Source organism: Halomonas sp. A3H3, assembly GCF_000982975.1.
GTDB lineage: Bacteria > Pseudomonadota > Gammaproteobacteria > Pseudomonadales > Halomonadaceae > Vreelandella > Vreelandella titanicae.
Map to the genome: position 1 here is coordinate 3,771,880 of NZ_HG423343.1, position 24,478 is coordinate 3,796,357.

Here is a 24,478-nt window from a genome sequence, read left to right on the forward strand (position 1 = left end):
CTATGTGGTTGGACAGACACACAGAGTTTGCGGAATTTTCGCAGGTAATGTTGATTTCAGTAAGCGATGGCTATGAGCGTGCACAAGTCACGTCTGTGCAACTTGATTTGAGCAGCTTGCAGGCAGGCAACTGGGCGGCGTTATTACCCACTTTGAAGCAAGCAGTGACAAGACTGGAGCGAAAGTTCTCCCATCCTTTGGTGTGGTGTCGGTTGGAATGGCCTTTTGCCGTACGAGAGTGGCAGTGGCAGGCGCTAAAACAGGAGATGAAGCGCTATAAGCGCAGCTATTTTCGCAGCGGCCTAGCCTTTGTTGGTAAGAGGCTCCCGCGACTTTTGTTGACTGAGATGGAGCTAAACGCCAATGCCTGTTTGTACGCAGGAGGGCATGTTGAGCATGCTGAAGTCAACCAACATCACCTTGAGCGCTACATGAAAGCGCGTCACGGCTCAAGCCAGATGCCGGACTTTGCCGACAACATGACGATGTGGAGTTTTTCCACTACCGGCATATTTGTGGATGTTAGCGGTGAGACAACAAGTGTGCATGCACTGGAAACCCGACCAAGGCGCTGGAGTAGGCGGGAGATGCCACCGCTGACAGTGGCTTCCACAGGGGAACTGATAGCCCGCTCGACCCGCTTTTTAGGCAAACAGGTTGGCCAGGATGGTCGATACATATATGGCTATTTTCCTTGTTTTGATCGCCTCATTAATACTTACAATGTATTACGTCACGCCAGCAGTACTTATGCTTTGTTGGAGGGGTATGAGGCTTGCTCTGATCAACTGCTTTTAAGTGATGAGCAGCTTGGGCTGGTACGCCAACAGATATCTTGGGCGCTTTCGGGCTTATGTTCCGAGTTTGTCGTTCATCGCCAAGGGGCGGCCTATGTGGTGGATAGGGGCGATATCATCAAGTTGGGAGCCAATGCGGTCGCCATTCTTGCGTTGGTGAAGTATCACCAAGTCATGGGAGATGATCGTTATGCTGATTTGGTGGATGCACTGGCGCTAGGGATTTCAAGAATGCAGGAAGCCGACGGTAGCTTTGTGCACGTACTCAATGCTGCGGATTTATCGGTTAAGGAAAAGACCCGGATAATTTATTACGATGGTGAAGCCGCTTTTGCTCTGATGCGACTTTACGATCATACCCGCAATAGTCGTTGGCTGGACTGCGTTGTCAAAGCGTTTGACTACTTTATCGCTAACGGGCACGAAAAGGCACATGACCATTGGCTTGCTTATTGCGCAAATGAATTGGTGGCGCATTGTCCAGAGCGACAATATTTTGCGTTTGCGGTGCGCAACATAGAAGGTTATGTCGATTTTATTCGCGAGCGGGTGACCACTTTTCCAACACTGCTTGAGCTGTCAATGGCGTTTCACAAGACGCTGCTCAAGCTGGAGACACGCCCTGATTTAATCGATGTGCTGAACGGTTTTGATATCAATGCGTTTTATCGGGCACTGCACGCCAGAGCGAACTATCTTCTGAATGGTTTTTTCTGGCCGGAAGTAGCGATGTACTTTAAGTCACCCGCTACTATCCTGGATGGTTTTTTTATTCGCCATCACGGTTTTCGCGTAAGGATTGACGATGTAGAGCACTACCTTTCAGGGCTGGTGGCCTATCAGCAACTGCTGTGTAAGGGAAAATATGCCAGTATCAAGCCACCGTTAGAAAATAAGCTTGATGCAGAGGCTATGGCCTCGGCAACGGGGGGAGAATGGATAACATCTCCTCCTGATAAATGGTTGGCAAGTGGAGTATGCTGCTGGCCGAAATCCTTTCAACCTGGGCAGGTGGTTGTCGCTCGGGGCAAGGAGATGAGCAAAGGTTTTTTGCCATTCGCGGCGGTGAAATCACTGGTCACTAAAGGTGCTTCCTCAGTGCTTTGTGATGATGGCGAGGTATATCGTGATATCGGTGTGCCCGTGTTACAGGTAGACGATATTCGCGCAGCAACACTGGCCATAGGGCAGTGGCAACGGCGCTGCTACGCAGGTCGTGTCGTTGGTATTACCGGAAGCGCAGGCAAAACAACGGCAGTGGCGATGCTAGCCCATGTGCTGAGCTACAACAGTTCAGTAGGGCAAACGCAAGGCAGTGCCAACCTGCCGATTGGTATTGCCTGGAACATCGCTTCAATGCCTCCAGAGGCGCCATACTGGGTTGTTGAAATGGCCATCGGCTCCATGGCCCACAATACGGATATTGCTCGCCCTGATATCGCCATTGTTACGAATATCGCTGCGTCGCACCTGGAATATCACCACTCGTTGGACGAAATTGCTCGTAAGAAAGCGCTTATTTTTCAGGGTATGCCAGCCAATGGGGTCGCAATTCTCTATCGTGATATGCCGCAGTATGCCTATCTTGCTGAGCAGGCAAGGAGCTACCACCTAAAAGTAGTCAGCTTTGGCGAGCATGCTGACGCTGACATACGCATGCTTGAGTTTTCAGGCAATAGCGGGCGCATTACGTTCGATGGCGCTTCGTATGAACTATGCATGAGCGCCGCTGGGCGTCATATGCTGCTTAACGCTATGGCAGTGCTGGCAGTGGCCAGGCACGACAACCTTCCTTTAGACACCGTTATGGCTCGCCTAGCCTCTTTTCAGGCTGTGGCAGGGAGGGGGGAGGTGCGGGCCATTGATTACCACGGAGTGGCGATCACTGTGTACGATGAAGCTTATAATGCCAATCCGTTATCGATGCGTATGGCACTGGAAGCTTTCTCCGCACTACCTGTCGATGCGGATCACAAGCTATTGATTATTGGCGATATGCTGGAGCTTGGCTCAGAATCAGAGGTGCTGCACCTGGAGCTTGTTCCCATACTTAACGCGTTATCGGCCAGGCAAATACTGCTGTGCGGTCAACATTGCCAAGCGTTAGCGCCACTACTGGGAGGGGAGGCCGCCGGAGTGTTTCATTTCTCGGGTGTCAAAGCACTTGAAGCAGCATTGCCTAACCACATGATGTCGCAAGATAGCGTACTTGTTAAGGCATCCCATGGTATTGGGTTACACGCGCTTTTTTCACACCTGACCCGTGGATAAATACTTATCGTCAAGCCGGCGCTGGTGGGGCGCTCTGCTATTGCTTTGTGCGATAGGCAAGCTAGCGCCTGCTGTTGCTCAGTCGCAGCATGAAGCCGGTGAATGCTACTACCTGCAGGGTGATGGATCGCTCGAGGAGTTGGCAAATGAGCCGAATCCTGCGAAGGGTTTTGATGACATTCACTTCTTTGTCGAGAGCCCTGACCAGAGTGCGGCGCTAAACGCAACGCAACTTGAAGACTTGGAGCTTCAGTTGGCGGCTGCCGATGCGCTTTATCGCGACGTGCTGGGGCTCACACCACCTTTGCTCATGCCACGCTATCAGCGTGCGCACTTCATTATGGTGGTTTTACGTACTGATCAAACACGTAGCGGGCAGGCTTATGACGAAGTTGTACGCAGCGCTGCCTCGCCAGATTGTCATATTCGCATGGCTCTGGGTGGGCATGTGAATGCAGCACGGAGCTTAACGCCTGCACATGAACTGTTTCATCTATACCAAAACGCACACATGATGTTCAAGCAAGGTTGGGTGCATGAAGGGTTGGCTCGCTGGTCGGAATCGCTGTTGAGAGGGGATGTACAACAGGGGGATTCCCTGCCCGCTAATATCGAGGCGCTTGAGAGGGTGATGCAAGAGAGCTACGGCGCAGCGCCATTTTGGCAGCGGTTGTTTTACCTGCTTGACCCCCAAGGGGATATATCCATTCCTGATGCGCTTCGAGATATACGCTATCACGATGGCAGCCAAGTAGTGGCGGTGACCGAGCTTTATGGGAGCGCGTTTCTGCCGCTGCTATTCTCTTCACTAAACGAGGCCGGGAAGGCCCTTGCGACCCAAGAACAATGGCCAGTGTACAGCTGGGCAGAGGCACAGCAGCGCAGTCTGCGCCACAATGAGGCCATCCTATCTGCAGTGCATCATGCAGTTTCAACGTATATGTCGGTAGCAGATCAGCCGGAAGAGTTACGTGTATTCATGCAACTTATTAAGCCAATGACTGATTGATGAGCAATCTGGTGACTGAGACGAATGAGATCCATGGCGATCAGGTTCGTGACTTAATGATGGCGCTGGCTCGCGAGGTGCTGTGGCCATTTCGCTGGCGCGTGGCCACTATCCTGTTGATGCAGATCGCAACTCAAGTAATGCTGTTGGCAAGCTTGGTACTCCCCTGGCAACTGCTCCAAATGTTGATAACTGGCCGTAGCCGCATCGACGGATGGGTTTTCTGGACGGATGCCAACAGTGAAAAAATAGCGGTTCTGATCGCATTGGCAGTACTCTGTTTTTGTGCCTATGCCTTGCTTAAATGGCTAGTTAAAAAAGCCATTGCCAGCCTTTCAGCTTCAATACTGCAGCACTTGAATAAAACTCGGCTAGTTGCCAACCATCGATTACTTGGTAAACGTGTACTGGGTGTTGTGTTAGGCGCCTTATCATCAGCAGTTATTGCCATACTGTTCTGTCTGATGATCGCTCTTCTACATCCTCTTCTAGCACTATTGGCTGTTTTATGTGTGCTTGGGTTGGTGATGGTGGTGGGCTTTTACTACCGCTTTGAAAGGGTGCAAAAAATCCAGGATACGCTTCAAGGCAATGTTCTCACAGTGATCAATATCAGTTTTGTACTGGGTTTTCTGATCATTGTGCTGGATTATCTTAATGGCACTATGCGGCCACTGTTGACGCTATTCATACTGCTGCTGGGAGTACGCCAATTAATGGCGGCGAGTGTCAATGGGCTAGTAAGCTTTTTGAGCATCATCAAGCGTTTTCAGCAGATTAACATGTTGCTTTTGCCGCGCTCTCAACAGATATCTCTCTTTTCAACCACGGATTTTGTTCAACGTTTTGAACAAAGGGCTCTCAAACAGTGGCTGTTACCGTGGCTGGTTGAGCGTAAGCACTGCAACAGCGACATTGATGTTTTACAGTGCCGCCTGATTCATGGGCGAGCTATAGCACAGGTATTGATTCGTGATACTGATGCCAGCGGTGTCCCACGTTATAAATTGCTCAAGTGTTATGTCTCAGCGCGAGAAAATGAAGCTCTGCATGAAACCGCGCTGCTGAACGAAGTAAATGGCCATTACCATGGTGTCATTCCCGCTGTGCCGATCTTGTTGGAGAGTGGTAGGTTGCCGTGGTGCTCTTTTGTATTGTTGGAGATAGGTGGCCAACTTCCTCAGTGGAAAAACTCAGAAGAACGAAAACCCTGGATGACTGAGCTGCGTCAATGTCTGCTTCATGTCCCTTTGCCTAACCGGCTTATTGCGCAATACACAGCAACTTTTGCCTCTTTACCCGAGCGCATGAAGAAAATAGACGCTTCGCATTTTGGGTATTTGACGCAAGAGGATAAAGAAAGCTTTCAAATTGATCATTTTATGCGGTTATGGCCCCTTATGGTGGCTGAGGTGGAAAGGATTCCCAAGAGCCTGACGGTGCAAAATCCGAGTAGTGCACGCATGGCGAATATAGATGGCCATATGCTTCTGATGGACTGGTTTGGTTGGGTATACGACACGGTTGGGGCATTCTGGCCATTATCTGCAAAACTGCATGCCGAAGTGCTTGAAGTGATTGGCAACCAGTGGGAGGGTTCAAATACTCAGCCACGCTGGTTTGAATTTGATACCCCGGTCACTGCTGCGAACTACGTTGCATTGGCTGCACGCGCGCACGAATTTTGTCAGCGTTGTCATGCTAATAACGATTCTGGTGCACTCAATATGATGGCTGGTCTTATTAAAGCTTATGAGGCAGTCAATCATAGCCATTCTTTCTCTACCCTGCGGCGTGATATTGCCAGCTTGCACCATAGTGTAAATTAGGAGAAAGGGTAGCTACTGTTCATCAGCTCCTGTATCAGCTTCTTTGATCAGCTAGCGTTAGCGATCTCTGTTCTTTTGTTCGGTGAATTGGCTGTAAGTGCCCCCTGACACGACAGTTGCGAACCTCACCAACACACTCTTCCTATTATTTTGCCCGTATTGTCCACCGGTACAATATGCAACTGTCTTAATCAAGACTAGCCTTGTTCCAAAATGCCGCTAATAGCTATTTTTCACAGGGCTTGGCAAAGCGGCGACCTCTTTAATTAAACGGTGGGTGGAGAACAGCGCATGGCAACGGCGACGGTTACAGCGATTTCAGGTCAGGCATGGGCACGTGACGAAGACGGCAACTTGCGCGAACTGCGCATTGGCGACGTTCTTCAGGAGGGCGAAACGCTCATCACATCTGAGGATGGTCGTGTGGAGCTAGACTTTGCCGACGGAACAGGCGCTAACGTTGTCGAGGGTGGCCAAGAAGTTGCTGTTACGCCCGAGCTTGATGTTGACGCAATTGTAGCCACAGATGCCAGCGCCCAAGACGACGATCTTGAAGCGCTACTTGCCGCTCTTGACGACGAAGAAGGAGATCTCCTCGATCTTCTTGACGCGACTGCTGCCGGTGGTGGCGCCGGCGGCGGTGGTGGCGGTAGCGATTTCGTTCGCGTTGCACGTATTGCTGAAGAAACCGACCCATTAAGTTTCGAGGCTGCTGAAGGCGGTTTAGACTCCGCTGAGCTTGTTGAATTTGATGATGTTGCGTTGGCTGCCGACGCGGATGCGGACGCAGATGCAGATGCAGATGCTGATGCGGATGCAGACGCCGATGCGGATGCAGACGCCGACGCAGATGCAGACGCAGACGCTGATGCTGATGCTGATGCCGACGCCGATGCCGATGCCGATGCGGATGCTGATGCGGATGCGGATGCGGATGCGGATGCAGACGCTGACGCGGATGCGGATGCAGATGCGGATGCAGATGCCGATGCGGATGCAGACGCCGATGCAGACGCGGATGCCGACGCAGATGCAGACGCTGATGCCGATGCTGACGCGGATGCAGATGCCGATGCAGATGCAGATGCAGATGCAGATGCCGATGCAGATGCCGATGCAGATGCCGACGCGGATGCAGATGCAGATGCCGACGCGGATGCCGATGCCGATGCCGACGCGGATGCCGATGCCGATGCTGACGCAGATGCGGATGCTGACGCTGACGCTGACGCGGACGCCGATGCAGATGCAGACGCGGATGCTGATGCCGACGCGGATGCTGATGCCGACGCCGACGCCGACGCCGACGCAGATGCCGATGCGGACGCTGATGCAGATGCTGACTCAGATGCCGATGCGGACGCTGATGCGGATGCCGATGCCGATGCAGATGCCGATGCAGACGCGGACGCTGATGCAGACGCCGATGCGGATGCTGATGCAGACGCCGATGCAGATGCCGACGCTGATGCCGACGCTGATGCCGATGCAGACGCGGAAACGACAGCATCAGCGCCGAAGTGACCGGCGAAGACGCCGCGGGCAACGCCTACAGCGCCGAGGCCGACCGTGAGTATGCGATAGATGCAGCCCCAGAGACTGCGGATGGACAAGTAACAGGTGAGGAAGACACTGCTTTAATATTGAAATGGAGTGACTTTAATATCACTGACGATTCACCTGCTGATGAACAGGGAATTGTGATTACCAATTTGCCAGCCTCTGGAACATTGGAGTTCCAAGATACCGATGGGCAATGGCAGATTGTGGCTGAAGATGCAAGTTTCTCCAGAGCAGAAATAGATGCTGGGCAACTGCGCTTTATGCCAGACACTAATGAGTCGGGCTTCGACAGTTATGGCGGTGAAGGGGTAGGGAACCAGGAAGCTGACTATGCTCAGTTGCAGTTCCTGCCCACTGATGCCCTCAATGAAGGGGCTGAAGCTACCCTCACAATTGACATCAGGCCGGTGGCCGATGCGCCCGCTATCTCAGTGTCGCTGGGTGACACACTAGAGTCTGTACGTGCCTCTGTCATTACGGTTGAGCATAACGGCTCTACTATCACCATTGAGGGCTCTGACATCAGTGCTGAAGGAATCAGTGGTGAGGTTATCAAACCACCGTTTAGTGACGGCAATCTAAATCCTGGTAGTGCCAATAATACTAGCGGTGTGGATGTCATTGCGCTTACCGGTGACTTCGATAAGCTGGTGAATGGCAGCCAGGCAGTCAATTCGATCAATGGTGATGACAAAGACTATGTCTACTTAAACAAGCCATTGACAAGCTATGCCGTTAATCTGGGCGAGCAGCATCAAAACTCAGGCTATGACGGTACTATCACCGATTTGGCAACGGGCGTGACTATTAGTGTTAATAACATTCGTGGGGTCATATATGGCGATGGCTCAACTATGTTGCCCTCTGATGCGACTACCACTATTACCCAAACCGGCTATGACGTTATCGAAGTCGAGCTCTCTACGCTATTAGCGGATGAGGACGGTAGCGAGGTACTTTCAGATATTGTTTTGACGAACATCCCAGCAGGCGTGGAGCTGACTGGTGAGGGCGTAGTTAGCCAGTCGGATGGCAGTTGGCTGGTGACTAATCCTACAGGGGATAGCATCGAACAGTTGATGTTGACGATGAAAGTGCCTGTGAGTGCCGGAGCGTTTGATATCACGGCTACGGTAACTTCTAGCGAGATATACGAAGATGCCGCTGGAGACCAGCAAGTCATAGATAGTGAAACAAGCACTGATACCACCGCAGTGGAGCAATATAATATCGTGGTGGGTTCACCCGGCGGAGACTCTATTGGAGGTAGCAGTGCGAATGACATCATTATTGGTGATGTTGCTGGTCTCCAGTTGGTGCCAGGTGAAAACTATAACCTGGCATTCATGATGGATACATCGGGCAGTATGTCGAATGCCGATATTGCCAATGCTAAGGCATCTCTGACCGAGGTGTTCAATACTCTTAAAGAGAGTGTAGGCGAGGATAATGCCGGCACTGTAAACATCTTCTTGGTAGAGTTTGATACTCAGGCAGGCAGCAATGTCAGTGTTGATCTGTCGGATCCACAAGCGCTGTCGAAACTGCAGACAGTGTTAGATGGATTCCAGAAAGGTGGCGGTACCAACTACGAAGACGTTTTTAAGACGACGGCCAACTGGTTCAATACAGATTCTGTCCAAGCCAATTCTGGTACTAACCTGACTTACTTTATTACCGACGGTTTGCCAACGTATTATCAGGGCAATGAACAGGAGAGTGTAGTTATAGGCTCCAAAGGAGGTAGCCGCTGGAATCTTACAGTCGACGATATTGACTATGTCCCAGGTCAAGCCTACTCGATGAATATTGATGGACATGTTCGTGAAGTTATTGACTCAAGCGGAAACGTAAATCAGTGGACTCATAGCTCTGGCTGTGGCGGAGGAAGTTGGAGTAGCAGTGTTATCGGTCAAATAAGGCCCGATGGAGATGGCGCATACGAGATTTCTGCGCTTGCTGGTGATGGTAGAAGCACCACGAATACGGTTGTCCAGAACTCGTCGGAAGCGTTTGAGCTATTAGACGGTATGTCGTCGGTTAATTCAATTGGCTTGGGCAGCAGCTTGAATGAAAGCAGCCTCCAGGCTTATGACTCCGATGGCATTGTCCAATCGAATATCGACCCTGAACAACTTGCTGATGCTATTCTTGGCGAAAATGTCCAATTGCTGTCCGGCGACGACACAGTATCCGGGGGTGAGGGCAATGATATCCTGTTTGGAGATCAGGTGACCTTTGCAGGTATTGAAGGTAATGGCTTACCATCCATAAAGTCTTACATTGCCGGGCAGTTGGGTATCGCAGATCCTAACCAAGTTTCTGCCGAGCAAATTCATCAGTACATCACTGACAATCATGAAGAGTTTAATAACTCTATGGAGACAAGCGGTAATGATATCCTCATCGGCGGTGATGGCGATGACATTCTATTTGGACAAGGTGGCAATGATACTCTGATTGGGGGGGCTGGTGACGATATGATGTATGGTGGTACCGGTGCCAATACATTTATGTGGGAGTCTGGGGATCAAAACCAGGATGCAGAGCAAGCTCCTGCTATAGACCAGATAACCGGGTTTAATATGGGTAAATTTGGAGCCGATTCAGAGTCTGATCGCTTGGACATCGCAGACCTTCTTCAGGGAGAAAATGCAGATAACCTAGATCAGTATATAATGGCTGAACAGCAGGGAGATGATGCGGTATTGCATGTTAAATCTGATGGAGGCTTAGCATCAGATGGCAGTAATGCTGATCAACGTATCGTCTTGAAGGGCGTGGAAATTCCGCAGGGTGGTAGCTCTTCCGACTTTATCCAAAGCATGCTGGATGATGGTCAACTTAAAATCGATCAGTAATTAGTACTGTTTGGCAATAAAAAATGCCCCGCACGCTATGTGTGGGGCTTTTTTCAATTGTGAGGGGGGAATATGTATTTTGATGAGATACAGCTTTTACGTTGGATGAAAGGTGATAAATTAGCCGTTGAGTATATAGAAATTATTTGTGATGTTGCTCATAAATGGGATGACTTGATTGATAAGGATAAAGTGCTTAGCGACGACGATATTAATAAGCTTTTTTTTGATATATTGATTAAGCTTCCAAGGAATACTTTTTATCGTAAGAATTTTGAACACATGAATTCAGTGTTGATGAATGCTATCTCTAACTGGCAAGTTGCAACCCAGTTGGAAAGGGAGGGGGGAGACTACGAAACGAGCATAGCATTTATACTGCGCTCCTCCTATGTAGATCTAATTACGCAAGCTGCTTTGATATGTGGTGGAAATAAATGGGCATGCCAAGTGGGAAAAGAAGTAAGAAAGATTACCCATAATGAAACCTATGAGGGCTATCTTACAAATCTAGCAACTGAAAAAAATGCTCGTTTAGCGAAAAAATAAAGAATCGAACCTATTCTCATTAGTAGCCAGTGAACCTGCATGGGAGTGATCTATGCTCTACACCAAACGTAATACATCCGGCGAGATCCTGATGCTCAGCAAAGAGCCAACGTCAGAGTGCAACGAAACGATTGATCCTGATTCACCTGAGGTACTGGCTTTCCTTGCTGATCAGCCAGGATCCTCAGCACACTTTATAGCGTCTGACTTAGCGTTTGTGAGGGTGGTAGAAGATATTCTTGAGGTGTTACTAAACAAGGGAGTCATCACTTTCACTGACCTTCCGGAAGCTGCACAGGCGAAAGTGATGGAGCGTAAGTCCTTGCGGGTTAAAAATGATGTAGGTTTGCTAAGCGACGACGACACTATCTAGTCGTCGTCGATTGCGTTTATGCGTTAAAGGCGTACGCCTGGTCCGGTGGCTCCATCGACACCCACGCGGAACAGGCAGGCTATTTCCTCATCGTCTGCAACGCCTTCCCCTATCACCTGAATGCCCAATGAATGGCAGAGCGTAGCCATGCCGCGGACAATGGTTTGCTGCTCATTCGAAGCATGCAGTTGGTGAATAAGACTGCTATCCATTTTTAAGTAAGCAAGACCCACATCGTGTAAATCTGCAAGTTTGGTGAACTCTGCCCCCACATGCTCTATACCAAACGTGCAACCAAGGGGCCGTAAGGCGGTACAAAGCCCTCGTAAGCTACCAATCGCGTGCGTGCTAAGCGTGGCGGGCACTTCAAAGCAGAGCTGCTTGGCCAATAGTGGGTGTGCTGCCAACAGAGTCCGTAGCTCGTTAACGAACTGTGTATTAGTGATCGATGCCGCAGAGAGGTTAATGCCTACCGGCTTTAGATCATCTTCTAGATTAGCGAGCGCTTTTTTGACCACGGCTAAATCAAGTGCAGGCTCCATCTCAAAGCGGGTGATCCAGGGAATAAAGACTCCGGCGGTTTGCCACTCCCCACCTAGCAGTAAGCGAGCCGGGCATTCGTAATGGATGATGTCTCCGTGAGCGTCTACTACCGGGAAGTACGCTAACTCAGGGCCAACCAGGATTGCTGCTTCCAGTGCATTTCGCCATTCGGCATGGCTGCTGTAGAGTGAAATACGCTTGCGCTGACGCACGACTACCTGTTCAAAGGACGTTAGGCTTTCGGCTTGTGCCAAAGCGTCATCCAGGGTGGCTAACAGTGTGCCGCGATCATCATGTGGAGCATAAGGAACAATCGCCGTTGGTAGATAAATCTCCACGTCGGGCTGCGTGGCGGCTACCTCGGCTAACGCTGCCATCACCTGAATTCGAAGCTCCTCTACATCATCCATAAGCGGCAGCATAAAGATAAAATCGCTGCCGTTAAGGCGGCCTACCATTGGTTCTGCCGACGCGCTGTCCAATTGCCCCAACTGGGTAACCAGCGTATTTAATAGTTGGTCTGTGGCAGCGTAGCCGAGCTGCTCATTGAGTGACTCTAATGCCTGTACGCGAACCATAATCAACATGCCCGTTGCGCGGGCATCTTCACTGCCCAATTGAGACGAAAGCTTACCCATAAACACGTCGCGATTCAGCGCACCGGTGACTCGGTCATGCTGTAAATGGCGGCGTAACTCGTCCAGCTTATGGCTTTCATGACTGAGCATCTGATGGACATTGGCAGAAAGCACGTTCATTGCTTGAGTGACTTGGCGTAACTCCAGCGTGCGTGGCTCCTTAATAGTGGTAAACCGCCGCGCACTGATATCTTGCGCCTGAGTGACGACGCGGGAAAGGGGGTGCTTAATACCACGAACGATCACGGTAGCAATCGCTAAACTAATTACTCCGGCAAGTAAAAACCAAGCAGCGAGTTCCAGCATGCTGCGCCATAAAGAAGCGTAGGCAAAACTGTGTTGGCTCTCAAGCTCCAACGTACCGTACTGTCGCCAGCCATCTTGAATCGTCGCGGTGCCGTTGGGCACATCAAACTCAATAAGCTGACGAAACCAGGCGGGCACATCGCCACTATACTCTTCGGCGGAGCGTTCAATAAGTACGCTATCGTCCGTATCGCGCAGGGTGATTCGGCGGTAGTAGCCGGTGTCAAATTGAGCTGCGATTAACAGTTCGAGGGTGACAAGGTCTTTATCGAGCTGGCTCATTGAAAGCGCCAGAGCGGTAGCATTGTCAGCGTTCTTAATGCGCACTTCCTGTTCGATATAATCGCGGCTAGTGGTAATACTAATGGCAAGACTACCAATGAACGACAGCAGCAGCAGGGCGATAATGGCAATCCAAAGTTGTTTGATAAGTGACATCGTGCCAATTCCTCTTAAATGAAACCCTGGGTTTGCATACGTTCAATGACGCTGCGCCAGCGTGATAGCCGAGCCAATGGGTCTGCGCGGGATTCAGAAGAACCACCTGCCCAAAGTCCATCGCTATTAAAACTAAACAGTGGGTCGAGATCAGTACGCTGAGAGGCAGGGGTGATAGACGGTACAATATTGTCTAGCACCAACGGTTCTGCATCTGGGGTCGAGTAATAGCCTAGCACCATGTGGGCTTGGGTAATTTGACTACGCCCAATGCGCGCACGGACATAAATCATGCGTAGGTACTGACTAGTAATGCCTAATTGTTTAAGGGTAATGTACTTGGCAATGGAGTAATCCTCGCAATCTCCCTGGCCTTTACCCATTGCTTCCAAAGGCGTAGCCCAATAATCCTCTTGCCCCCACACCTGGATATCGTCAATCCACCGGATGCGGCGATTAAAGAAGTCATTAACCCCACGCAGCTTGGCTTGAACGTCTTGGTTTTGTAGCTGTTGAAGCAGGTTAAACCACTCCTCTAATACGGACAAACCAGCCTGCCCATACTGTTGCTGCATGCTTTGGCGTAGGCGTTGTGGATCAAACGCTGCGGCAGGCGTTGGATGAATGCCAAGACCTGCGCCTAACCAAAGCGCGCCGACTGTTGCTAAGAACTGTCGACGCGAGAATGTAGGAGTGTGATGCGAGGATGCAGGCATGAGTCGCCGTTAGTAACCGCCAAATAGGGCTTAAGATTACAAGCTGACGAGTGGAAGTGCTACACCTCTCAGTCAAAAGGCTGAGGTTATTGAACCGCTGCCTGATGCGTTGTTTCTAATAGGGGTTCAATGAGCGGCTCAAGTTCGGGCCATACATTGTCGAGGATAATCGGCTGAGCATCGGCGGTAGGGTGAATGCCATCGCTCTGCATTAACGCCTCGTTCAGGGCGATATCCTCCAATAAAAAAGGCACTAGGGAAACGTCATACTCTTCCGCCAGCGAGTGGAAAACCCCGGTGAAGGCGTCTCGGTACGCTTGGCCATAGTTAGGCGGGATATCGATCCCCAGTAGCAGCACCTGAGCACCAGCGTCTTGGCTCTGCTCAATCATACTGGCTAGGTTTGCCTGCATTTGATTGGGTGATAAGCCGCGTAGACCATCGTTGCCGCCCAGCTCAATGAGAACAATATCCGGCTGCCGCTGTCCGAGAAGGTCAGTGAACCTTTGTAATCCTCCAGACGTCGTTTCACCACTAATGCTGGCGTTAATGACTTGGGCATCATCTCCCAAGCGTTCTTCCAGTAGGTTCACCCAGCCCTGATCACGCTCTATGCCGTAAGCGGCGCTTAAGCTATCACCCATCACCAGCAGGGTGGGGCCTGGGTTTGTGTCTGCGTTGACAGGCTCTGCGTTGATAGACGATGAGGCAAAGGTGACTATCAGCAGCACCAGCCATCCGGTTACCATTCGGTTCAGTCCATGCCATGCCATAGGGATGCCACGCTTCATGTCTTATTCCTCAAGTTCAAACTCTTCAAGTTCAAGCTCCTTAGATAAAGCTGCCAATGCTGCTACGGATATATCCATGTCGAGCGAGGCATCCCAAGGTGAGCGCCAAGCTACTACCGACAACCAAGCGGTAGCCGATGTTCCCCGCGGCACTGTTAGGCAAGCCGTGCTGCACGCTGACAAACTTTCTAAAAAAGTCACCAGCGGTGAACGCTCGCTCACCATCTTACACGACCTGTCGCTGAGCGTAGCGGCGGGAGAGAGCGTAGCGATTCTGGGTAAGAGCGGTGCGGGTAAATCAACGCTTTTGGGGCTATTAGCGGGTCTTGATACGCCAAGCGACGGTGAACTAACGCTGTTTGGACACGCATTAAGCCGTTTGGATGAAGATGGTCGAGCAGCGCTGCGTGCCGGACGAGTAGGCTTTGTGTTCCAGAACTTTCAATTGCTGCCCACTTTGAGCGCGCTTGAAAACGTCATGTTGCCCCTTGAATTATCGCCCCGCGCCGGGGAAACGCAAACTGCAGCTCAGTGGTTGGAGCGTGTTGGGCTTGGTGAGCGAGTGAACCACTTACCCAAACAGCTTTCCGGCGGCGAGCAGCAGCGCGTTGCCGTGGCGCGTGCTTTCGTGACCGACCCCGAGCTGGTATTTGCTGATGAGCCCACCGGCAACCTGGATCCGGATACCGGTGGGCAAGTCATAGATCTGCTCTTCCAGCTCAACCATGAGGCGGGCACTACGCTTATTCTGGTTACTCACGACCACGCCTTGGCGCGGCGCTGCGATCGCTGCTTGCGGTTAGATCATGGCAAGTTAGAAGCCGTACTTGAAAACATCGTACCAACTGCCGCTTCGATTGATGAGGGGGCGCAATGAGTGATGTGAATTGGCGTTTAGCCATGCGCAGCCTTAAGCGAGACCTGCGTGCAGCCGATGTACGCGCGCTCTTTATTGCCCTGGTATTGGCCGTCGCAGCTTCCACCATGATCGCGTTTTTTCTGGATCGTCTAGAGCGCGGCTTGGAGCGCCAGGCAGGGCAGATGCTGGGCGGTGATCTGGTGCTGGAACAGCGTGATCCGTTTTCAGCCGAGCTGCGAGAGCGCCTTGAAAGCGCCGGTTTTATACTCAGTGATCAAGTCGACTTGGTGTCGATGATTAGCCGCGACGGGCGTTTTCAACCGGCTAGTTTAAAGGCCGTGGATGACGTCTACCCTCACTACGGTGTTTCTCATGTCGATTTTGGAAATGGCACTGAGCAAATAGACTCAGGCCCCCAGCCCGGAGAAGCATGGGCCGACCCTCGGCTGATCGAACTGGTCGAGATCGAGTTGGGTGATCGCGTCCAGGTGGGACAAACCGAGCTCACCGTAACGGGCATCATCGAGCGTGAAGCGGATCAATCCGGCGGTTTTGGTAATTTTAACCCACGCTTAATGCTGAATACTGCGGATGTCGAAGCCACTGGCCTAGTGCAGGAAGGCTCGCGGATTGAGTTTGAGATTTTAGCGGCGGGCTCACCTGCGGCGCTTGATCAAGTGCAAGGCCTGCTGGCCGAACTACGCCGCGAAGGGGTAGAAGTACGTGACGTACGAGTAGACCGCCCACAGTTGGGCAATGCTTTACAGCGAGCTGAAAGTTATCTGGGGTTAGCCGGTTTAGCCGCGGTATTGCTAGCGGGCGTGGCGGTTGCGATGTCGACTCGCCGCTATGTCGAGCGTCATTTGGATACCGCGGCATTGCTGCGCTGCTTTGGTGCAAGTCAGCGCCAATTAGTGACCATCTTTACCCTTCAGTTAATGGGGCTTGCGTTAGTGGCAGCAGCCATTGGCGCGCTGCTTGGGCTCATTGGTCAAGCGGTACTGATTTGGCTATTGGTAAGCTTTCTACCTATGACGCTACCGCCTCCTGGTCTCATGCCGTTGGGGTTAGGCGTGTTTACGGCCCTAGCCGTGCTGGTGGGGTTTGCTGGCCCCACGCTGCTACGGATTAAACGGGTCAGCGCGTTAAAAGTGCTGCGCCGTGAGCTCGACCCATTGCCGCCTTCGGCTTGGTTAGTTGTCGGCGTGGCCAGTATCGTGTTTGGCGGGCTGCTATGGCTCTACTCAGGTAGCCTACCATTGGCGATCGGACTGTTAATCGGCGGGGCGCTGCTGCTGGGTGTGCTGTGGATGATTAGCGCCTTGTTGCTAAGCGGCTTACTACGCGTTGTTCAGCGTTTTTCTGGGCGCAGTGAATGGTCACAGGCGCTACGTTTGGGTGGCCGTCAATTGGCAAGGCGTCGTCAAGCGGGTCTAGGGCAGTTGCTGGCCTTCTCGGTGACCTTCTTTGCCATGGCAATGATTGTCTTGGTGCGTGGCGACCTGCTAAGCACGTGGCAAGACCAACTGCCTGAAAATACGCCCAACTACTTTGCCATCAATATCCAACCTTCAGAACGCGACCCTTTTGAAGCGGCCGTTTCGCCGCGTGTAGAAACCCGAAGCACTCTCTATCCAATGGTGCGCGGGCGCGTCATTGCGATTAACGATCAGCCTCCCACCGATGCCGTACCACCGGATGCCCGTGGCGACAACTCACTGCGTCGTGAGCTCAACCTTACTTGGCAATCTGAAGTGCCAGAAGGCAACCAAGTGGTGGCTGGCGAGTGGTTCACGCCAGCGCAGCTGGGTAGCAACTCAGGCAGTGAGAGCAGCGATGAAAGCCAAGGCTGGATGAGTGCCGTGGAGGCAACACCACAGTCGGGGCCTGTGCCCATTTCAATGGAGGATGGGCTCGCCGAAAGGCTTGGGCTAAGCATTGGTGATGAGATGACCTTCTCGGTGGGTAGCGACGAGATCACTACCCAAATTACCAGCCTGCGCAGTCTGAATTGGGATAGCTTCCAGCCTAATTTCTTCGTTATTTTCCCGCCGGGCGTGCTGGAGCAGTTTGGCCATAGTTACATCACCGCTTTTCACCTGCCAGACGCGGAACAGGGACTGATTCGTGAGCTGATCACCGACTTCCCAGGCGTCTCGTTGCTTAATGTGGACGCGATTTTAGGTCAGGTGCGGGATGTGCTTGCCCAGGTCACCCGGGCAGTGGAGTTGGTGCTCGCCTTGGTGCTACTGGCAGGGATTAGCGTGCTGTATGCCGCGCTGACCGCAAGCCGCCCGGTGCGTGCCCATGAAAGCGGCCTACTGCGCGTATTTGGCGCAGGCAGCAGAATGATTTCACGGGTACAGGGGGCCGAGTACGCGCTGTTGGGTTTTGCCAGTGGTTTGATGGGCGCAATACTTGCGGAGCTAACCTCGGCCGTACTGTATATTTACCTGCTGGATCTCACCCCGCGTTTGCACCTGGGACTATGGGTTTTCCTTCCCGTTGGCGGGGCGCTATTGATCGGTGTCATTGGGCATGCGCTTTCGCGGGGGTTGCGTCGCCAAGCGCCGGCAGCCAGCCTCGGCCTACTGGGTGAAGCTTAATCCGGTGAGGATTTGACGACTCATGAATCAGCGGGCCAGCCAAAAACCGACGACGGTGGCGCTGATGACAGCTACAAAAAAGACCAGATTACGGGCGCGGGTATCACGACGTGGTTTCATAACGGCACCAATACAGTGTTAAGTACAATGTTAAGTACAAGGTTGAAGTAAAATATGCCTAGCATGGTAACGTTTGTCGTCTGCGCCGTCATCTTACTGATCCAGTGACGCGACCGTTCGTTCAGGATCATTAGCTGTTTATTCAGGACTGTTACTCTATGCCCCAAATCACCCCGGTAGCGCTCTCTGTTGCGCCAAAGCCGCTTTCACTTGCCCAAGGACGCTTAGCGGCGCTGAGCTGGGGGCGTGCTGACGCCCCAACCTGGTTAGCCTTACACGGCTGGCTGGATAATGCGGCCAGCTTTACCCGGTTAGCCCCGCTGTTGGTCGAGGCGTTGGATATTCGTATTGTGGCGCTGGATTTTCGCGGCCATGGTCATTCGGCACACGCGCCACAGGGCGGTGACTATGCCTTATGCGACTATGCTCTTTGGGACTATTGCCATGATGTATTGGATGCCATGGAGTCCTTGGGGCTGGAGCAAACCAGCTTACTGGCCCATTCCATGGGGGCGGCAGTGGCCTGCTTGCTCGCCGCTTCGTTACCCGAACGCGTCGAGCGGCTAACGCTGATTGATGGACTTGGGGCGCTCAATACACCCATTGAAGAGACCGCCAGCCAGCTGCGTAAGGGGCTTACAGCCTACCGTCGGCCGCTGTCACGAGCGCCGCGTTACCCCGATATCGAGAGTGCCATTGCTGCGCGTGTTGCAGGCGGGGTCACGCCGCTGGATAGCATCACGGCAACGCCGCTAGTAGAGCGTAACACCCAGCCTACTGCTGATGGTCATGTGCAAATGCGCACCGACAGCCGGTTACTGAAGCCGTCCCTGGTGCGCTTTACCCCTCAGCAAGTGCTATCGCTACTGGCGGAAATTAACGCACCGCTGCTATTGATAGAAGGCGAGCAGGGAATTTTAGGCGAGCGCCAATGGGCTCAAGAGGCACGGCAAGCGGTCAAAGGATTAACCCGAAAAGTGCTCAAGGGGGGCCACCATTTACACTTGGAGCCTAGAGCAGTGGCGCAAGTTGCCACGGTTATCGGCACTCACTGGGGTAACACTGGTGCCGTTTAAGGGAGGGAACGCAGCATGAATGAATTGGCTCACGTGAGCAGTGGCAATAAAGTCGCTCTGGTATTGGGCAGCGGTGGTGCCCGTGGCTACGCGCATATCGGCGTGATCGAAGCACTGGAGGCGCGGGGATTCGAAATTATTGCCGTATCAGGGTGTTCAATGGGCGCAGTGATTGGCGGTATTTATGCCGCGGGTAAGCTGCCTGAATACCGTGACTGGGTGTGTCAACTCGACTACCTGGATGTGCTCAAACTGGTTGACGTAACCTGGAGCTCAATGGGGGCGATGCGTGCCAGCAAAGTCATGAGCAAACTGGAAGCTCTGGTCGGCGATATTCTGATAGAAGACCTAGCGATCCCCGTCACCACGGTAGCGACAGACCTGGTGCGGCAACGGGAAGTGTGGTTTCAAAGTGGCCCCTTGCTGCAGGCGATTCGTGCCTCAATGGCCGTGCCGGGTGTTATAACCCCTGTTCATCTGGGCGAGCAGGTGCTGGTGGATGGCGGGCTGCTCAACCCGCTGCCGATTATGCCTATGGTAGCCGCGCACCAAGCAGACTTTGTGGTAGCGGTTAATGTGACTGCCCATAGCCCGTTGCCGGTGACCTTGGAGGAGTTACTGCCTAAAGAGGAGGAAGAAGCCGATAGCCGCACCCAAAGCGAGATCGACCGCGATCAACGCATGAGCAGTTGGATAGGCGATGTACGCGCAGCTACCCAAAAACTGTGGGCAGGGCTGGGTGCCAATGGTGATGGCGCAAACGGGGAGAGCGACGACAAAGAGCTAGAAGAAACCACTGAAGCGCGCGGCAAGCGCGAGTGGAGCAAGCTCGATATGATTTTGGAGTCATTCGATATTACCCAGGCGGCGTTGGCCAAGTACAAAGTGGCAGGATATCCACCCGATGTGCTGATCGAAATCCCCAAAACGGTGTGTAGTACTTACGAATTTTACCGGGGCCGAGATTTGATTCGCCTTGGTCGCCACTTGGCAGATGAAGCGCTGGAACGCCGGATGCCCAGTATCGCTTCCGATGCTACCGAGTAACGGCTACTGACCCCGCTTGCGCAGTAGGATGTACACTGCCCCAGTGCCACCATCGAGATCGATGGCCGAGCAGAACGCCAACACCCCCGGCCACTCCCGTAGCCAGGTATTGGTATGGCTTTTGAGTACAGGAAAATCAGAGGTGGTGCCCCACGCTTTGCCATGCACCACCAGCACACAGCGCAGACCTTGCCCCGCTGAATCACGCAGAAAACTCTCCAACTCCGTGCGGGCCTCCTCCAGCGTATAGCCATGCAGATCAAGCCCCGCCTGCCATGCGGTTTGGCCGCGCTTTAGCTGGCTAAACGTGCGCCATGGCAAGTCGGGCACGCTGAACTCGAGGTACTCTGAGGGGCGCACGGCTTCCACCCGGCCATCCGAAGTGCGCCCGCTGGATTGAGGGGCGCTGCTCTCAACCGCCGCGTTGCGCCGTGCTTCATGGGCCTTAACGTCGCGCTTGGGTTTGCCAGGGTCGGCCTGATTGGTGGCGATAGGGCGTACCCCCGCCGCCTTCAAGGCGTCGCGGAAGGCACTGATATCGTCATCATTTGGCAGGTGGCGGTGTCGCGTCATGTCAGGCTCGGGTGGTAGAAAAATGGGGGTAGCACGGGTGAATCAGTTAAAGAAGCACAGTATAGCGGGCTGAGCGTTGCTGTGAACCGGGCGGCGTGAAAGGTACAATCTTTTATTCGTCATATGGCTCAGGTTCTATTGCCTGCAGTCATGATTATCGTTAACCAGGAGCCGCTGTGACCACGCATCTAAATGTTGAGCATTCTCACTCAACCCTTTCCCTGTCGGAGTCGTTGCTGGTGAGCCAGCTCTTTACGCTGCGCGACTACCTGCGCTGGGTCTCCAGCGAGTTTTATCTGGCGGGCCTGCACTATGGCCATGGTACCGATTCTGCCTGGGATGAGGCGGTGGCACTCTGCTTGGGCGCGCTGCACCTGCCGTGGAATATCGACCCCAGTGTGCTAGAGGCGCGGCTGCTGCCCGTGGAGCGTCAGCGGATTATTGCCCTGGCGCGGGAGCGTGTTACCACCCGCCGCCCGCTGCCTTATCTGCTCGGCGAGAGCTTCTTTGCCGGTCACCCGTTTAGCGTTGACGAGCGCGTGCTGATTCCGCGCTCGCCGATTGCCGAGTTGATTGAAGACGGCTTTGCCGCCTGGTTTCCCGAAGAGCCGCCTGCTAGCGTGCTGGATCTATGCACTGGCTCCGGTTGTATCGGCATTGCTACGGCACTCTATTTGCCCACTTGTGAAGTGGCGCTTGCTGATATCAGCCAGGATGCCCTGGCTGTGGCACGGCAAAATATTACCCGCCATGATGTGGGAGACCGGGTGCGAGCGGTGGAATCGGATGTATTCAGCGGCTTGGAAGGTCGACGTTTTGATCTCATCGTCTCCAACCCGCCCTATGTTGATGCCCGCGACTTGGCCACCATGCCTGCTGAGTTCCGCCATGAACCCTCCTTGGCACTGGGGGCAGGCAGCGATGGCTTGGATATCGTGCGGCGCATACTCCGTGAAGCGCGGGAACACCTAACCGATGAGGGTTGGCTGATCGTAGAAGTCGGCAACTCTGATCGCCATGTGGAAGCGGCGTTTCCCGACGTGCCTTTCCTATGGCTTGAATTCGAGCGTGGCGGCCAGGGCGTATTTGCCTTGAGCGCCGCTGAACTCGACGCCCATGTGGCGTCTTTCCAGTGAGGAACTAATCGCCATGTCTGGCAATACGTTTGGCAAACTATTTACCGTCACTACCTTTGGTGAGAGTCACGGCCCTGCGCTCGGCGCGATCGTTGATGGCTGCCCGCCTGGGTTACCGTTAAGCGAAGCAGATTTACAGCATGATCTGGATCGCCGTCGGCCGGGCAGTTCGCGGCATACTACCCAGCGCAAAGAACCTGATCAGGTGCGCATCCTGTCAGGGGTGTTTGAAGGCAAGACCACCGGCACCTCTATTGGCCTGTTAATCGAAAATACCGATCAGCGCTCTAACGACTACTCAAAAATCAAAGAGCAGTTTCGGCCAGCGCATGCGGATTACACCTACCACCATAAATATGGCCACCGTGACTACCGCGGCGGTGGGCGCTCCAGCGCCCGTGAAACCGCTATGCGAGTGGCGGCAGGGGCGATTGCCAAGAAATATTTGGCCGCCCAAGGTGTTCAGATTCGCGGTTATATGAGCCAGCTAGGCCCCATCAAGATTGATTTCAAACAGTGGGAAGCGGTGGGTCAAAATGCCTTTTTCTGCCCTGACCCGGAGCGCGTAGCAGAACTGGAAGCCTACATGGATCAGCTGCGCCGCGATCAGGATTCGGTAGGTGCTGAGATCACCGTGATTGCCGAAGGGGTGCCGGTAGGGCTGGGCGAACCGGTGTTTGACCGCCTGGATGCTGACCTGGCGCATGGTTTGATGAGTATTAATGCGGTAAAAGGTGTGGAGATAGGCGCAGGGTTTGGTTGTGTCGCTCAGCGGGGCAGTGAACACCGTGACGAGATGACGCCTGAAGGCTTTCTCTCCAATCATGCTGGTGGCGTGCTGGGCGGTATTTCCAGCGGCCAACCCATTGTGGCTCGTTTGGCGCTAAAACCGACGTCCAGCATTACCACGCCTGGCCGCTCTATCGATATCCATGGACAGGCCGTCGAAGTGATTACCAAAGGGCGTCACGACCCCTGTGTGGGTATTCGCGCAACGCCCATCGCTGAGGCGATGATGGCGATTACGTTGCTGGATCACTGGCTGCGTCATCGCGGCCAAAATAGTGAGGTGAGCGTTGATACGCCGCGTTTAACCCAGCGCTAGCGCAATACGGTGAGGTTTGCAGTTCACTGCTACACTCAAACAAAACAGTGCAGGAGCCGCCTATGAAGATTAACGTTGAATTTGATCTTACCCCGGACGAATTTCGCCAATCTCTGGGTCTGCCGGATGTCGAAGCTTTCCAGAAAAACCTGCTGGAAAATATCCAGCGGCAAATGGAGTCTGGGGTAGAGGGCTACGACCCCATGAGTCTTATGAGGCCCTTTCTCCAGCAGCCGATGATGCAGCAAGGGCTCTCGCAGGGACTGTCTCAAGGGCTATCTGAAGGACTGTCTCAAGGGCTAGCCAACTTCGGCACTTATCAGCAAATGATGCTGGATATGTTGCGCCAAGCGGGCAGCGCCAGCACTAATGCCACTAGTGCGTCCTCGTCTAACGGCAGTGCGGCTGAACAGGGTGGTAACACCAGCTCTAAAAGCAGTGCGGCGAGTTCCAGGGCGAGCAGTACTAATAATAGTAGTGCCAATAAAAGTACCAGTAGTGGTGGTAAGGCCAAGTCAACAGCGTCGTCGCGCTCCCGTTCCGGCTCAAGCACACGTTCAACATCCAAGCGCAGTGATTCATAAATCAGTAACGATAGACTGGCAAAAATAGATTGTGGGGAAGTGGATTGAAAGATCGCTGATGGCGATGTGAGAGAGGCAATGCGGAGACGTTTTGCAGCGTTACTGAATGCAGCTACTTAAAACAGTGTCGCTGTTGCAATGCAGCATGCCAGGGACTACTCTTTTTGCAGTGCAGCAAATCAAGGCAAGACAAGCTACATCACGATGAGTCACTCCAAGGCTCATGCCAAGGAACTAAACAGGAGCAGACACTATGCAAGACAATATGATGGACGCCTTCAACGCCCAAACTAAGCAAATGTTTGAGCCCATGCGTAAAATTAATTCGCTGATGCTCAACAACATGGAAAAAATGACCCAGTATCAGCTGGAAGCCATGAAGCGCTACAGCCAGATGGGTACAGAGCGCATTCGTAGCGCCACTGAAATTCAAGACGCAGAAAGCCTGCGTGATTTCGGCACCAAGCAAGCTGAAATGATGAACGAGCTTTCCCAGCAGATGCAGGAAGACGCGCGCGTCATGAGCGAAATGAGCCTGCAGTTTAAGTCTGAAATGGAAAAAATGTTCAGCGAAGCCGGTCAGCAAATGTCCGAGCAAGCCAAGGCGGCTACAAAAAGCGAGCAACCTGCCAAAGCCTCTAGTCAGTCATCGCGCAAAAGCTGATTAGTGACCTCATCGCGGCGCCCA

At 53.0% G+C, this 24,478-nt stretch carries 19 protein-coding genes; 15 read left to right on the top strand and 4 right to left on the bottom strand.

The window, feature by feature from the left end:
* Positions 1-47 precede the first annotated feature (47 nt).
* From HALA3H3_RS16915 to HALA3H3_RS16940, 7 genes are all read left to right on the top strand, one after another.
* Positions 48-3,068 carry a UDP-N-acetylmuramoyl-tripeptide--D-alanyl-D-alanine ligase gene (locus tag HALA3H3_RS16915; protein ID WP_238326091.1) on the top strand — a complete coding sequence of 1,007 codons (3,021 nt, stop codon included), beginning with the start codon at positions 48-50 and terminating at the stop codon, positions 3,066-3,068.
* A 40-nt stretch (positions 3,069-3,108) separates the two neighbouring features.
* The gene (locus tag HALA3H3_RS16920; RefSeq protein ID WP_236557307.1) at positions 3,109-4,077 is read left to right on the top strand and encodes a hypothetical protein; all 969 of its coding nucleotides are present in this window, start codon (positions 3,109-3,111) and stop codon (positions 4,075-4,077) included.
* On the top strand, positions 4,077-5,906 hold the full coding sequence (locus HALA3H3_RS16925; RefSeq protein WP_022522754.1) for a hypothetical protein: 1,830 nt from the start codon (positions 4,077-4,079) through the stop codon (positions 5,904-5,906). Before HALA3H3_RS16920 ends, HALA3H3_RS16925 begins: the two co-directional genes overlap by 1 nt.
* Before the next feature lie 291 nt (positions 5,907-6,197).
* A complete protein-coding gene (locus HALA3H3_RS16930; RefSeq protein ID WP_199105089.1) occupies positions 6,198-7,430 on the top strand; it encodes a retention module-containing protein in 1,233 nt (410 codons plus the stop codon).
* Complete coding sequence (locus HALA3H3_RS26710) at positions 7,427-10,330, top strand: type I secretion C-terminal target domain-containing protein (protein ID WP_022522755.1); 2,904 nt, start codon at positions 7,427-7,429, stop codon at positions 10,328-10,330. The genes HALA3H3_RS16930 and HALA3H3_RS26710 overlap by 4 nt, the downstream gene beginning before the upstream one ends.
* Before the next feature lie 72 nt (positions 10,331-10,402).
* Positions 10,403-10,879, top strand: a complete 477-nt coding sequence (locus HALA3H3_RS16935; RefSeq protein WP_022522756.1) for a hypothetical protein — start codon at positions 10,403-10,405, stop codon at positions 10,877-10,879.
* Between the two features lie 52 nt (positions 10,880-10,931).
* Positions 10,932-11,252, top strand: coding sequence for a hypothetical protein (locus tag HALA3H3_RS16940; protein WP_022522757.1), 321 nt, complete (start codon positions 10,932-10,934; stop codon positions 11,250-11,252).
* A 23-nt stretch (positions 11,253-11,275) separates the two neighbouring features.
* Here HALA3H3_RS16940 and HALA3H3_RS16945 read toward each other — a convergent pair whose 3' ends face one another.
* The 3 genes from HALA3H3_RS16945 to HALA3H3_RS16955 all read right to left on the bottom strand — a co-directional run bounded on the left by HALA3H3_RS16945 (position 11,276) and on the right by HALA3H3_RS16955 (position 14,684).
* Positions 11,276-13,177, bottom strand: a complete 1,902-nt coding sequence (locus HALA3H3_RS16945) for a bifunctional diguanylate cyclase/phosphodiesterase (protein WP_022522758.1) — start codon at positions 13,175-13,177, stop codon at positions 11,276-11,278.
* A gap of 14 nt (positions 13,178-13,191) precedes the next feature.
* Positions 13,192-13,893: a transglutaminase-like cysteine peptidase gene (locus tag HALA3H3_RS16950; protein ID WP_009287953.1), complete on the bottom strand. Its 702-nt coding sequence runs from the start codon at positions 13,891-13,893 to the stop codon at positions 13,192-13,194.
* 86 nt (positions 13,894-13,979) lie between these two features.
* Positions 13,980-14,684: an arylesterase gene (locus HALA3H3_RS16955; RefSeq protein ID WP_022522759.1), complete on the bottom strand. Its 705-nt coding sequence runs from the start codon at positions 14,682-14,684 to the stop codon at positions 13,980-13,982.
* 76 nt (positions 14,685-14,760) lie between these two features.
* On the opposite strand from HALA3H3_RS16955, the gene HALA3H3_RS16960 reads away from it, so the two are divergent.
* The 4 genes from HALA3H3_RS16960 to HALA3H3_RS16975 all read left to right on the top strand — a co-directional run bounded on the left by HALA3H3_RS16960 (position 14,761) and on the right by HALA3H3_RS16975 (position 20,392).
* Entirely contained in the window at positions 14,761-15,561 is an 801-nt protein-coding gene (locus HALA3H3_RS16960) for an ABC transporter ATP-binding protein (protein ID WP_022522761.1), read from the top strand.
* Entirely contained in the window at positions 15,558-18,149 is a 2,592-nt protein-coding gene (locus HALA3H3_RS16965) for an ABC transporter permease (protein ID WP_022522762.1), read from the top strand. Before HALA3H3_RS16960 ends, HALA3H3_RS16965 begins: the two co-directional genes overlap by 4 nt.
* Before the next feature lie 278 nt (positions 18,150-18,427).
* The gene (locus HALA3H3_RS16970; protein ID WP_022522764.1) at positions 18,428-19,345 is read left to right on the top strand and encodes an alpha/beta fold hydrolase; all 918 of its coding nucleotides are present in this window, start codon (positions 18,428-18,430) and stop codon (positions 19,343-19,345) included.
* Positions 19,346-19,360: 15 nt separating this feature from the next.
* Positions 19,361-20,392, top strand: coding sequence for a patatin-like phospholipase family protein (locus HALA3H3_RS16975; RefSeq protein WP_022522765.1), 1,032 nt, complete (start codon positions 19,361-19,363; stop codon positions 20,390-20,392).
* Positions 20,393-20,395: 3 nt separating this feature from the next.
* Here the strand turns inward: HALA3H3_RS16975 and HALA3H3_RS16980 are convergent, their stop codons facing one another.
* The gene (locus tag HALA3H3_RS16980; RefSeq protein WP_022522766.1) at positions 20,396-20,965 is read right to left on the bottom strand and encodes a Smr/MutS family protein; all 570 of its coding nucleotides are present in this window, start codon (positions 20,963-20,965) and stop codon (positions 20,396-20,398) included.
* A gap of 176 nt (positions 20,966-21,141) precedes the next feature.
* On the opposite strand from HALA3H3_RS16980, the gene prmB reads away from it, so the two are divergent.
* The 4 genes from prmB (at position 21,142) to HALA3H3_RS17000 (ending at position 24,454) form a co-directional block, all read left to right on the top strand.
* Positions 21,142-22,101 carry a 50S ribosomal protein L3 N(5)-glutamine methyltransferase gene (prmB, locus tag HALA3H3_RS16985; RefSeq protein ID WP_009287957.1) on the top strand — a complete coding sequence of 320 codons (960 nt, stop codon included), beginning with the start codon at positions 21,142-21,144 and terminating at the stop codon, positions 22,099-22,101.
* 13 nt (positions 22,102-22,114) lie between these two features.
* Positions 22,115-23,206 (top strand): chorismate synthase, encoded by a 1,092-nt coding sequence (aroC, locus tag HALA3H3_RS16990; protein WP_053857021.1) that lies wholly within the window; start codon positions 22,115-22,117, stop codon positions 23,204-23,206.
* Positions 23,207-23,268: 62 nt separating this feature from the next.
* Positions 23,269-23,790, top strand: coding sequence for a hypothetical protein (locus tag HALA3H3_RS16995; protein ID WP_022522768.1), 522 nt, complete (start codon positions 23,269-23,271; stop codon positions 23,788-23,790).
* 253 nt (positions 23,791-24,043) lie between these two features.
* A complete protein-coding gene (locus tag HALA3H3_RS17000) occupies positions 24,044-24,454 on the top strand; it encodes a phasin family protein (protein WP_007113285.1) in 411 nt (136 codons plus the stop codon).
* Positions 24,455-24,478: the final 24 nt, after the last annotated feature.